The organism is Streptomyces violascens (genome assembly GCF_014649955.1).
Classification (GTDB): domain Bacteria; phylum Actinomycetota; class Actinomycetes; order Streptomycetales; family Streptomycetaceae; genus Streptomyces; species Streptomyces violascens.
In genome coordinates, this window is sequence record NZ_BMUA01000015.1 from 187,195 (window position 1) to 199,195 (window position 12,001).

Consider the following 12,001-nt stretch of genomic DNA (forward strand, 5'->3'; position numbering starts at 1 on the left):
CCAGGAGTGGTCAGCATGCGAAAGAAGCAGCGGCTCGGTGCCGCTGTGGTGGGGCTCGCCGTCGTCGGCGCGTCCCTGCTCGCGACCGGCAGTGCGAGCAGCCACGGCTACACCGACCAGCCGATCAGCCGGCAGAAGCTCTGCGCCAACGGCACGGTCACCAACTGCGGTGACATCCAGTGGGAGCCGCAGTCCGTCGAGGGCCCCAAGGGCTTCCCGGCGGCGGGCCCCGCCGACGGAACGATCTGCGCGGGCGGCAACAGCAGATTCGCCCAGCTGGACGACCCGCGCGGCGGCACGGGCTGGCCCACCACCAGACTGACAGGTGGTCAGACCTACACGTTCCGGTGGCAGTTCACCGCCCGGCACGCCACGACCGACTTCCGCTACTACCTCACCAAGCAGGGCTGGGACCCGACCCGGAAACTCACCCGGGCCGCGCTCGACGCCCAGCCGTTCCTCATCGTCCCGTACGGCGGGAAGCAGCCCCCGGCCACGCTCTCGCACGAGGGCACCATCCCCACCGGGCGGACCGGCCACCACGTCATCCTGGCCGTGTGGACGATCGCGGACACCGGAAACGCCTTCTACGCGTGCTCGGACGTTCAGTTCTGACGGTACGTCAACTACGGTGCGGCGCCATGACCGCCATCAAGAAGAGTGCGTCAACCGTGTCGACCGTACCGACCGTGTCGGAGTACGTGCAGCGTCAGTGGGGCGACCGGCGGACCGGGTTGCGGTACGGCGATCTGGCACTCACCCACCACCAGATCGCCGCGGGCGCCGCCGCCCGCGCCGCGCTCCTGACCGAGCTGCTGCCCCGAGGTGTCGAGCCGCACCTCGGGGTCCTGCTCGACAACACCCCCGAATTCCCGTTCTGGCTCGCCGCGGCGGCGCTGGCCGGGGCCGCGGTGGCGGGCATCAACCCCACCCGGCGCGGCCCCGAGCTGGCTCGCGACATCCTGCACACCGAATGCCGGGTCCTGGTCACCGGACGCGTACACCTTCCCCTGCTCGACGGTCTCGAACTGCCGGGCGTACGCGTCCTGGTGACGGACACGGAGGAGTACGAGCGCCTGCTCGCGCCGTACGAGGGGGCCAGGCCCGGCGAGGCGACGCTGGGGCCGGTGCGCCCGGACAGCCGCTTCCTCCTGTACTTCACCTCGGGCTCGACGGGCGCCCCCAAGGCCGCGATCTGCAGCCAGGGCAGGCTCGCCGCGGCGGGTGAGGCGCTGGTGAGCCAGTTCGGGACCGGCCGGGACGACGTCCACTACATCTGCATGCCGATGTTCCACGGCAACGCGGTGATCGCGAACTGGGCCCCGGCGCTGACGGCGGGCGCGACGGTGGCACTCAGGGACCGCTTCTCGGCGTCGGGGTTCCTGGACGACGTGCGGGCGTACGGGGCGACGTACTTCACGTACGTGGGCCGGGCGATCCAGTACGTGCTGGCAACTCCTGAGCGTGCGGACGACCGGAAGCATGCCCTCCGGATCGGGTTCGGGACCGAGGCGGGGGCGGTGGACGCGGACCGGTTCGCGCGGCGGTTCGGGGTGAGGCTGGTCGAGGGGTACGGGTCCTCCGAGGGCGGGGCCGCGATCCAGCGCACACCGGGCACGCCACCGGGGGCGATCGGCAGGCCCGCGCCGGGCGGGGACCTGGCGGTGGTCGACCCGTCGACGGGCCGCGAGTGCCAGCGGGCCCGCTTCGACGAGGCGGGCCGACTCCTCAACGGAGCTGACGCGATAGGGGAGTTGGTGAACAGAGGGCCCAACCCCTTCGAGGGCTACTGGCGCAACGCATCCGCGGACGCGGAACGCCGCCGGGGCGGGTGGTACTGGACGGGCGACCTCTTCTTCCGCGACACGGAAGGCTTCCTGTACTTCGCGGCCCGGGCGGACGACCGCCTCCGGGTGGACAGCGAGAACCTGGCCGCGGCGATGATCGAGAACATCCTGGCGCGGTGGGAGCGGGTGACGGGGGTGGCGGTGTACGCGGTGCCCGACCCGGTGACGGGCGACCAGGTGATGGCGGCGCTGTCCCTGCGATCCGTCTTCGACCCGTCGGCCTTCGCTGAATTCCTGTCCTGCCAACCGGACTTGGGTACGAAGATGGCGCCGCGGTTCGTGAGGGTGCTGGGGCGGCTTCCGGTGACGGCGACGAACAAGGTGCACCGGGCCGGGCTGCGGCGGGAGGGGTTCTGGGAGGGGGAGGGGGAGGTGTGGTGGCGTCCGCCGGGGGCGGAGTCCTACCGGAGGCTGTCGGAAGCGGACGCAACGAGCCAGCTGCCCGGGCCCCCGGGGGGTCCGCCCGCCCGCCCCGCTCGTGACAGGGGTGGGATGGGCTGAACCCTGGGGCTGTGCCCCAGACCCCTGCGGGGACTTCGTCCCCTGCGCCCCTTTCGGGGGCACCGCCCCCGGTCCCCCGCTCCTCAAGCGCCGGAGGGGCTTGACTGCGTGGTCCCTCGGCTGCGGGCCGTGCGTGGCTGGTCGCGCAGTTCCCCGAGCCCCTGGCAGGGCTGGTCGCGGCCGGCACCGGATCCTTCGGCCCGTCCGGCGTTTGAGGACGAGCATCCTTGAGGCCCTCGCCGCATGCCCCGAAGGGCCGGCCATCGGGTAGATGGCCGGCCATTCGGATATCTGTGGGGACAGGTGCGTACGGGGTTCACATCGCCGGTTCCGCGACCCTGGCCGGGGCCGCCTCGACGCCGTCGCCCTCCGCGCCCTGCGCGCCCTGCGCCCGGGCCGCGACCTTCGCCGCCGCGGCCGGGCCACGCAGCATCCCCGCCGCGAGCACCGCCGCGATCACCAGGATCAGCGTGCCGCCGACCGCCGCGTACTGCATGCCGTGCACAAAGGCCTCCTGGGCGATGCCCGCCAGGGCCCGGTCGGCGCCTGCGACCGCCGCGCCGAGGGTCTCGCGGGCGGTGGCCGGAGCCGAGGCCGGCATGTCGGAGCGGTAGACCGCGGTGCCGATCGAACCGAGCACCGCCATGCCGAGTGCCCCGCCGAACTCCTGCCCTGTCTCAAGGAGCGAGGCCGCCGAGCCCGCCTTCTCGGCGGGGGCCGAGGCCAGCGCCATGTCCGAGACCAGGGCCATCACCGTCACGATGCCCATGCCGATGACGGCCGCACCGGCCAGCACGGTCCAGAGGGAGTCGGTCCCGGCGAGCGCCAGGAGTGCGTAGCCGGCGGCGCCGATCGCGAAGCCCGCGGCGATGACGTAGGCCCGGTTCACCTTCTGTGCCACGGCGGTCGCGGTGGGGGCGGCAGCACCGACCGCGAGCGAGGGGGCGACGCTCCACAGCGCGGCCCGCATCGTGCTCATGTCGAGCACCGACTGGAGGTACTGGGTGGTGAAGTAGGCCGAGCCCATCATGGCGAACGCGGCGATCGTGTTGAGCGAGATCGCGGCGCCGAAACCCCGGCCGGGGCGGAACAGTTCACGGCTGATCATCGCGTCGCGCCGGGTGAGCTGACGGCGTACGAAGACCGTGCCGAGGACGAGACCCACCGCGACGCAGACCGTGCTCTTCACCGAGAAGCCGTCCGCCGCGAACTCCTTGAGGCCGTACACCACCGGCAGCACCGCGCCCATCGACAGCGGCACGCTCAGCAGGTCGAACTTGCCGGGCGCCGGGTCCTTGAACTCCGGGACGAGCAGCGGCGTCAGGGTCAGGAGCAGCACCATCGCGGGCACGTTGATCAGGAAGACCGAGCCCCACCACAGGTGCTCCAGCATGATCCCGCTCAGCACCGAGCCGAGCGCGATGCCGCCCGCCATGGCGCCGGACCAGATGCCGATCGCCTGACCACGCTGCTTGTCGTCGCGGAACATGTTGCGGACCAGGCCCATCGTGGACGGCATCAGGGTGGCCCCGCCGATCCCGAGCAGCGCCCTGGAGGCGATGAGCATCTCGGCGCTGGTGGCGTACGCGGCGGTCACCGAGGCGATCCCGAACGCGGCGGCGCCGAACATGAGCAGCTTGCGCCGGCCGATCCGGTCGCCGAGCGAGCCCATCGTGATCAGCAGCCCGGCGAGCGCGAAGGCGTACACGTCGATGATCCACAGCTGCTGGGTGGCGGAGGGGTCGAGCTCGCGGCTGATGGAGGGGAGCGCGAAGTAGAGGACGGAGACGTCCATCGAGACGAGGAGAAGGGGCAGCAGGAGGACCACGAAGGCGGTCCATTCCCTGCGCCCGGCGCGGAGACCCGCCCCGCCGGTGGTGCTCGCTGTGGTGCTCGTCGAGTTCGTCATGGCATCAATGTACGAGCGTCTTAAACGCTTGTCTAGTACTCGCGTTTAAGACGTCCGTATAAATTTCTGGGCGAGCGCCTGAGCGCCGGATCCTCGACGAGCCGTGCTGTGCTGTCGCGGACCGGGTCAGCTTCCCGGCTCCCACGGCGGGGTCTGGTTCCACCCCCACTTCGGTACGGGGACGTCGGCGGAGGGAGCGGGCGGGTTCGGGCCGGAGTAGAGCAGCGCCATCCGCGTGCCCCACTCGATGTAGTACGCGAAGACCGCGCGGAACTCCGGGTCGTTCGGCAGCTCCGCCTCGTCGGCCGCGTCCATGAGGAGGGCGATCCAGCGGCGGCGCTGTTCCTCGGTGATGCCGCGGCCCAGGTGCATCGTCGCCATGTGGGCGTGCCCGCCGTGGTGCGCGCTGTACTCGGCGGGGCCGCCGAACACCTCGGCGAGCCAGATCGCCACGTGGTGGGGATGGTCGGGCCCCGCGTTCGCGAAGACCTCGGCCAGCACGGGATCCTTGTGCACCTGCCGGTAGAACACCTCGGTCAGCCGGTCCAGGGCGGCCTGACCGCCCATCCATGCGTACGGGGTCTGGGTCATGCGGGGTCCCTCCGGGAAAGCGGCGGCATCCAACGCCTCCCAGCCTCACACGGCACCCGTCGGCGCGTAGGGAAAGTGCGTACGAGGGGCGCATGCGGAACGCGCATACGAAAAAGCCCCCCGCTTGCGCGAGGGGCTTTTTCCGTCTGTGCGCCGCCAGGGACTCGAACCCCGGACCCGCTGATTAAGAGTCAGCTGCTCTAACCAACTGAGCTAGCGGCGCCTGCTGACAGAGAAAATACTACCTGGTCCCTCGGGGTGCTCCTGACCACCCCGGGACCGGGCTGCGCCGGGACGGTCAGATGGCCAGGGAGAGCACCACCGGGGCGGCCCTGCGGTTGAGGGTGTCGGCTGCGGCGCGCAGCCGGTGGGCGTGCTCGATCGGCATCGACAGGGCCAGGCAGCCCACGGCCGAGCCCGCGGTCAGCGGGACGGCCGCGCAGACCGTGCCCACCGCGTACTCCTGGAGGTCGAGCACCGGCACGGTGGCCGGCTGGCTGTCGAGCTTGGAGAAGAGCACCTTCTCGCTGGTGATCGTCCGCGAGGTGAGCCGGGCGATCTTGTGGCGCGAGAGGTGGTCGCGGCGGCCGTTCTGGTCGAGCTGGGTCAGCAGGCACTTGCCGACGGCGCTCGCGTGCGCCGCCGACTTGAAGTCGACCCACTCGTTCACCTTCGGCGCGGTCGGCCCGTCCGCGTACTGGGTGATCTTGACCTCGCCGTCGATGTAGCGGCTGATGTAGACGGCCGCGCCCACCGAGTCGCGCAGGGCCATGAGGGTGTCCTGGAGTTTGGTCTCCAGGGCCTGCTGGCGGGCGGCGCCCGAGCCGAGCAGCACCATCGAGTCGCCGATCACATAGGCACCGTCGGCCACCTGCTCGACGTACCCCTCGCGCCGCAGCATGAGCAGCATCGAGGTCAGATGGGCGGTGGGCAGGCCCGTCTCGCGTGCGATCTGGACATCGGTCACACCTCCGCCGTGCCTGGAGATCGCCTCCAGGACCCGGAGGACGTATTGCACCGAATGGAACGGCGCGGTCGGCTCTGGCTTCAGCGCCACGGTTTCCCCCTAGCAGGTCGAACTGCGAAGGTGGCAGGTCTGCCGTTCCACGATAGCCGCCAAGACCCGTTTCCGGTGGGGGTGTTGACAAGATTCGTGGCGCGTTCCAGGGCCATACGCTGGGACGCGCCACGGTGGCATATGCCAGAGTCATGGTCGGGGGCGCTCAGGTGGCCGGAACGTGAGGTCAGCGTCGTGCACGGCGCGTGCTCAGGCAATTGCGCCCAGGAACTCACGCGTACGCTCGTGTTCCGGATCGCCGAAGATCTTCTCGGGCGGGCCGGACTCGATGACCTTGCCCGCGTCGAACATCATCACCTCGTCCGAGATGTCCCGCGCGAAGCTCATCTCGTGCGTGACGCAGAGCATCGTGATGTCGGTCGTACGGGCGATGTCGCGCAGCAGATCCAGCACGCCGGCGACGAGTTCCGGGTCGAGCGCGGACGTCACCTCGTCCAGCAGAAGCACCTGCGGACGCATCGCCAGCGCCCGCGCGATCGCGACGCGCTGCTGCTGCCCGCCGGACAGTTGGGCGGGCTTCGCGTCGCGCTTCTCGCCCAGGCCCACCAGGTCGAGCAGCTCGCGCGCCCGCGCCTCGGCCTCGTCGGGGGACAGGCCGAGCACCCGCACCGGAGCCTCGGTGATGTTGCGCAGCACGCTCATGTTGGGGAACAGGTTGAACTGCTGGAAGACCATGCCGATCTTCTTGCGGGCCTCCCGGCGCTCCTTCTCGCCGGCCGGGTGCAGCCGCGTCCCGTTGACCTGGATGATCCCCGAGTCGGGGGTCTCCAAGGTCATGAGCAGCCGCAGGATCGTGGTCTTGCCGGAGCCCGACGGGCCGACCAGGGTGACGTGCTTGCCCTTGCGGGCAGTGAAGCAGAGGTCGTCGAGGACGGTGTTGTCGCCGAAGCGTTTGGTGACGTTCTCGAAGCGGATCAGCTCGGTGCCGCTCTGCTTCTTCATGGGCAGGTCGATCTGGGTGTCAGCGGACAAGGCGGCGCTCCAGGGCTCGTACGAACAGCGAAGCCGGATAGGCGATGAGGATGAAGGCGACGCCGACGACGGTCAGCGGCTCGGTGTACTGGAAGGTGCTCGCCCCCGCCAGGCGGGACTGCTGGAGCATCTCCAGGACGCTGATCCCGGCGAGCAGCGGGGTGTCCTTCAGCATGGAGATGACGTAATTGCCGAGCGCGGGCGCGATGCGGCGCACCGCCTGCGGCAGGATCACCGCGAACCAGGTGCGGTGCGCGGGCAGGCTCAGCGCGGTCGCCGCTTCCCACTGGCCCTTGGGCACGGCGTCGATGCCGGCCCGGTAGACCTGCGCGGTGTACGTCGAGTAGTGCAGGCCGATCGCGATGATGCCGGTGGTCAGCGCGGAGAACTTCACGCCCCATTCCGGCAGCACGAAGAACAGGAAGAACAGCTGCACCAGTAGGGGGGTGGTGCGGATGAACTCCGTGATCAGGTTGACCGGCCAGCGCACGAAGCGGGTCGGCGCCCGGAAGGCAAGCGCCCACACCAGGCCCAGGCTGAACGAGATGAGCGAGCCGAGCGCGAGGATCTGCAGCGTGGTGAGCACGCCGTCCCCGAAGCGCGGCATGAAGTCCCAGACCGCGGACCAGTCCCAGTTCACTTTGCGGTCACCCCCAGGTTCGCCTTGGTGCGGCGTTCAAGTGCCTTCATTCCACGGGTGATTCCGAAGGCGAGGACGAAGTAGATGACCAGCGTGACGGAGTAGATCTGCGCGCTGTCCTGGGTGGCGAGCCGCACCAGGTACGCCGCGAACGACACGTCGCCCACCCCGAGCAGCGAGACCAGGGCGGTCCCCTTCAGCAGCTCGATCAGCAGGTTGCAGAACGGCGGGATCATCTCCGGCACCGCCTGCGGCAGCAGCACGAGCCGCATCCGCTGCCAGGGCGTGAAGCTCAGCGCGATGCCGGCCTCGCGCTGGGCGGGCGCCACCGAGTTCAGCGCTCCGCGCACGATCTCGGCGCCGTACGCACCGTAGGAGAGGCCGAGCGCGAGGACGGCCGCCCACATCGGGACGAGCTGCCAGCCGGCGAGCGGCGGCAGCACGAAGAACAGCCAGAACATCAGGACGAGCGCCGAGGTGCCGCGGAAGATCTCCGTGTACGCGGCCGCAAGGAAGCGCACCAGGCGCGAGCGGTGGGTGCGGGCGATGCCGATGCCGAAGGCGACCGCTGCCGCAAGCGCGGCGCTGTACACGGTCAGTTGGACCGTGATCCAGATTCCCGGCAGCACCCAGTGCTGCCACAGTCCCGCCGTCATCGGCACAGCTCCTTGGCGGTCAGGGTGGTCATCTCGGCCTGCGTGAAGCCGAACGGCTTGAGGATCCGGAAGAGCTCGCCGCTCTGCTTCATGCGGTGGATCTCGGTGTTGAAGGCGTCGCGCAGGGCGCCGTCGGTGGGCCGGAAGGCGAAGCCGCCGCCGTCGATCTTCTTCTTGCCGTCGACGACCGCCGCGAACGGCTGGGTGGCCTCGGCCTTGGAGCTCTTCTTCACCACCTCGCGCACGGTGAGCGAGGTGCCCGCGAAGACGTCGACGCGCCCCGACTCGACCGCGTTCAGGCCCGCGACCTGGTCCTGGAGGATGACGATGCTGCTCTCGGGGTAGCCGGCGGCGGTGGCGTAGCCGATCTCGGCGTAACCGGTGCCGGTCGCGAAGCGCGCCTTGCTGCGGACCACGTCCTCGTAGGTGTGCAGGTTCTTCGGGTTGCCCTTGCGGACGATGAACGCGTCCAGCATCTGGTACTCGGGGTCCGCGAACAGGACCTGCGCGCAGCGGTCCTTGTTGATGTACATGCCGGCGGAAACGACATCGAACTGCTGGGAGTTGAGCCCCGGTATCAGCGAGGAGAAGTCGGTCGCCACGGGCTGTACGTGGCCGATGCCGAGCCGCTTGAAGATCACCTTGGCGAGTTCGGGGGCCTCGCCGGTGAACTCGCCCTGGTCGTTCACATACCCGTACGGGACTTCGCCGGCGATACCGAGGCGTACCGCGCCCTGCGACCTCAGGCGGGCGAGGGCACCTCCCTCGGGGACGCGGGAGCAGGAGGTGGCGGCGCCGGTGAGGGCGACGGCGGCGGCGCCGGTGAGCAGGGTCCGCCTGGGTATCGCGGGTCTGGGGCGTGAGGTAGCTCGGGCCATGGCGGCGCGGCTACCCCCCTTTACCCGGCCCATGCCCCCCATTTTTCGGGGCGCCGCCCGGGCCCGCCTGCCGGGCTCACCTCAATGGGCGCTCCGGGAAGGCCGCGGCCGCTCGCAGCACCACGCCGTCCTGGTGGCGCGCCGCGATCAGCTGGAGGCCGATCGGGAGGCCGTCCGCGTCCGTGCCGACCGGGACGGTGGCGGCCGGCTGCTGGGTCAGATTGAACGGGTATGTGAACGGGGTCCATCCCGTCCACCGGTGCGCGGCGGAGCCCGCCGGCGCCTCCCGGCCCGCCTCGAACGCGGTGATCGGCAGCGTCGGGGTGACCAGGACGTCGAAGCGCTGATGGAAGCGGGCCATCCGGCGGCCGAGCTCCAGCCGGGCGGTCTGCGCGGCGAGCAGCTCCAGGGCGGAGAGCCGGGCGCCCCGGACGGCCATCCGGCGCAGGCCGGGGTCCAGCAACTCTCGTTGCTGTGGGTTCAGTTGGTCGACGATGCGGGCGGCTCCGGCGCTCCACAGGGTGTGAAAGGTGTCGACCGGATCCGCGAAATCGGGGTCGGCCTCCTCCACGTGGGCGCCGAGTTCGGCGAGCCGGGTCACCGCGGCCCGCACCGCCGCCGCGACCGCGGGGCGCACGGCCACCTGCCCGCCGAAGGAGGGCGAGTAGGCGATGCGCAGCCCCTTGATGCCGGTCGCCGCATCTTCTGCGAGGGCGGCCGCGTACGAGTGGGCCGGGGGCTCCAGGGCGGTGGGGTCGCGCCAGTCCGCGCCGCTGATCACGTCGAGGAGCAGCGCCGCGTCCGCCGCGTCCCGGGCGATGGGGCCCACGTGCGAGAGCGCGCCGAACGCGCTCGCGGGGTGCAGCGGGACCCGGCCGTACGTCGGCTTGAGGCCGAACACCCCGCAGAACGAGGCCGGAATGCGGATCGAGCCCCCGCCGTCCGTGCCGAGCGACAGCGGCGCCGCCCCGGCCGCGACAGCCGCCGCGCTGCCCCCGCTGGAGCCGCCCGCCGTGCGCGCGGGGTCGTGCGGGTTGCGGGTGATGCCGGTGCGGGGCGAATCGGTGACGCCCTTCCACCCGAACTCGGGGGTGGTCGTCTTGCCGACAAGCACGGCCCCGTGCTCGCGAAGCCGGGCGACAGCGGGGGCGTCCTCACTCCAACTCCCTTTGTCCGAAGTGGTGTTGGAGCCTCTGAGTGTGGGTCCGCCCGCTTGCAGGAGCAGATCCTTGACCGACACCGGCACCCCGTCGAGAAGCCCCTTCGGCTCCCCGGCGTGCCACCGCTCGGTGGCGGCGCGGGCCTGGGTGAGGGCGGGTTCGGCGTCGATCCGTACGAACGCGTTGAGGCGGGGCTGGACGGCCTCGATCCTGGCGAGTACGGCGCGGGTGGCGTCGAGGGGGGAGAAGGCGCGGGTCCGGTAGCCGGTGAGGAGTTGACGTGCCGTCAGAGTGGTGAGGTCGCTCGGCTCAGTCATGCATGGTGTCGTACCCATGTTTGCGGCCCGGCAGCCGCCGACCCTGTCGGGGGGTGCCCCTATGACTTTGGTCAAGGGGTCGGGGCGGGTTGGGGGTCGTAGAAGGTGCCGTCGCGGAGCATGGCGAACAGGACGTCGGCTCGGCGGCGGGCGAGGCAGAGCAGGGCCTGGGTGTGGTGCTTGCCCTGCGCGATTTTCTTGTCGTAGTAGGTGCGCGATGCCGGGTCGCCCAGGGCGGCGAACGCGGAGAGGAAGAAAGCCCGCTTGAGCTGCTTGTTTCCTCTGCGGGAAGGTTGTTCGCCGCGGATCGAGGAGCCTGAGTTTCTGGTTGCGGGGGCGAGTCCGGCGTAGGCGGCGAGGTGGGCGGCGGTGGGGAAACTGGTGCCGTCGCCGACCTCGATGAGGATGCGGGCTCCGGTCCTGACGCCGATGCCGGGCATGGACGTCAGGACCTTCGAAAGAGGGTGGAGTTCCAGGAGTTCCTCGATCCGGGCAGCGAGGAGTTTGCGCTGGTCGAGGACGGCTTTGAGGGAGCCGGCCAGGCTGGGGACGATCAGTGCGGCCGCCTCGGTGCCCGGAACGACGACGGTCTGTTCGTCGAGCGCGGTGAAGACGTCGTCGATGAGACGCTCGGCCATCCTGGGTGCTTTCGGGCGGATCAGGCTGACCAGGCGCCGCCTGCCGGCCTTCCTCAACTGGGCTGGTGAGCCGTGCTGTTCGAGCATCAGCAGCACGGCCGGGTGCTGGATGCGCGGGCCCAGAACGCGTTCCAGCGAGGGGTGGATCTGGGTGAGGAGACCGTGGAGCCGGTTGGCGATGCGGGTGGCTTCGCCGGTCAGGTCGTCGTCGAAGCCGACGATCATCTCCAGCTCGGCGACGGTCTCGTCTTCGAGGTCGATGGAGCGCAGGGTGTGGGGCATCGAGCGGGCGGCGTCCGCGATGATGAACGCGTCGCGGGCGTCGGTTTTGGCCTCGCCGGGATAGAGGTCGGCGATCCGCCGCATGGTTAATCCGGGCAGGTAGGCGACCTGGCAGCCCATGTCGCGGGCGACGGCGAGCGGCAGGGCGCCGATGGATGCGGGCTGGTCGACGACCACCAGCACGGTGCCGTGCCTGGCCTGCAACTTGTCGAAGAGCTCGCGGAGTTTGGGCTCGGTGTTGGGCAGCCGTTTGTCGAAGACCTTCTTCCCGACCGGTGACAGTGCGGTGGCGTGGTGTTCGCCCTTGCCGACGTCCAGGCCGAGATAGACGTCGATGTCGCTGGTGTCGATCACGTGCGTCCTCCGGTCGTACCCATCCGGCCTCAAAGCCACGGCACCGATCGCCACATCCACATTACGAAGAGCCTCCCGACCTGCAAAGAAGCCGGTGGTCATGCCCCTAATCAGCGGTCAGTCAGTGCCTCCGGGACCGGTGACACCACCCCCCGAATCATGGTTAACAAGGGGGGGA

General features: G+C 70.3%; 11 protein-coding genes and 1 tRNA gene. 2 read left to right on the forward strand and 10 right to left on the reverse strand.

Annotation, left to right across the window (positions count from 1 at the left end):
• Positions 1-15: 15 nt before the first annotated feature.
• Both IE206_RS26785 and IE206_RS26790 read left to right on the forward strand, forming a co-directional pair.
• Entirely contained in the window at positions 16-615 is a 600-nt protein-coding gene (locus IE206_RS26785; protein WP_189966356.1) for a lytic polysaccharide monooxygenase auxiliary activity family 9 protein, read from the forward strand.
• A gap of 26 nt (positions 616-641) precedes the next feature.
• Positions 642-2,348 carry an AMP-binding protein gene (locus IE206_RS26790; protein ID WP_189966358.1) on the forward strand — a complete coding sequence of 569 codons (1,707 nt, stop codon included), beginning with the start codon at positions 642-644 and terminating at the stop codon, positions 2,346-2,348.
• A 316-nt stretch (positions 2,349-2,664) separates the two neighbouring features.
• Here the strand turns inward: IE206_RS26790 and IE206_RS26795 are convergent, their stop codons facing one another.
• The 10 genes from IE206_RS26795 to IE206_RS26840 all read right to left on the reverse strand — a co-directional run bounded on the left by IE206_RS26795 (position 2,665) and on the right by IE206_RS26840 (position 11,823).
• Entirely contained in the window at positions 2,665-4,257 is a 1,593-nt protein-coding gene (locus IE206_RS26795) for an MFS transporter (RefSeq protein WP_189966360.1), read from the reverse strand.
• A gap of 126 nt (positions 4,258-4,383) precedes the next feature.
• Positions 4,384-4,848 carry a group II truncated hemoglobin gene (locus IE206_RS26800; protein WP_189966362.1) on the reverse strand — a complete coding sequence of 155 codons (465 nt, stop codon included), beginning with the start codon at positions 4,846-4,848 and terminating at the stop codon, positions 4,384-4,386.
• A gap of 149 nt (positions 4,849-4,997) precedes the next feature.
• A tRNA-Lys gene (locus IE206_RS26805) sits at positions 4,998-5,071 on the reverse strand.
• A 75-nt stretch (positions 5,072-5,146) separates the two neighbouring features.
• Entirely contained in the window at positions 5,147-5,905 is a 759-nt protein-coding gene (locus IE206_RS26810; RefSeq protein WP_189966364.1) for an IclR family transcriptional regulator, read from the reverse strand.
• A gap of 210 nt (positions 5,906-6,115) precedes the next feature.
• A complete protein-coding gene (locus tag IE206_RS26815) occupies positions 6,116-6,868 on the reverse strand; it encodes an amino acid ABC transporter ATP-binding protein (RefSeq protein WP_189966415.1) in 753 nt (250 codons plus the stop codon).
• A 19-nt stretch (positions 6,869-6,887) separates the two neighbouring features.
• Entirely contained in the window at positions 6,888-7,538 is a 651-nt protein-coding gene (ehuD, locus tag IE206_RS26820; RefSeq protein ID WP_189966366.1) for an ectoine/hydroxyectoine ABC transporter permease subunit EhuD, read from the reverse strand.
• Positions 7,535-8,194, reverse strand: coding sequence for an ectoine/hydroxyectoine ABC transporter permease subunit EhuC (ehuC, locus tag IE206_RS26825; RefSeq protein WP_189966368.1), 660 nt, complete (start codon positions 8,192-8,194; stop codon positions 7,535-7,537). The genes ehuD and ehuC overlap by 4 nt, the downstream gene beginning before the upstream one ends.
• Positions 8,191-9,072: an ectoine/hydroxyectoine ABC transporter substrate-binding protein EhuB gene (gene ehuB, locus IE206_RS26830; protein WP_189966370.1), complete on the reverse strand. Its 882-nt coding sequence runs from the start codon at positions 9,070-9,072 to the stop codon at positions 8,191-8,193. Before ehuB ends, ehuC begins: the two co-directional genes overlap by 4 nt.
• A 76-nt stretch (positions 9,073-9,148) precedes the next feature.
• Positions 9,149-10,549 (reverse strand): amidase, encoded by a 1,401-nt coding sequence (locus IE206_RS26835; RefSeq protein WP_189966372.1) that lies wholly within the window; start codon positions 10,547-10,549, stop codon positions 9,149-9,151.
• A gap of 71 nt (positions 10,550-10,620) precedes the next feature.
• The gene (locus IE206_RS26840) at positions 10,621-11,823 is read right to left on the reverse strand and encodes an IS110 family RNA-guided transposase (protein ID WP_189966374.1); all 1,203 of its coding nucleotides are present in this window, start codon (positions 11,821-11,823) and stop codon (positions 10,621-10,623) included.
• Positions 11,824-12,001: the final 178 nt, after the last annotated feature.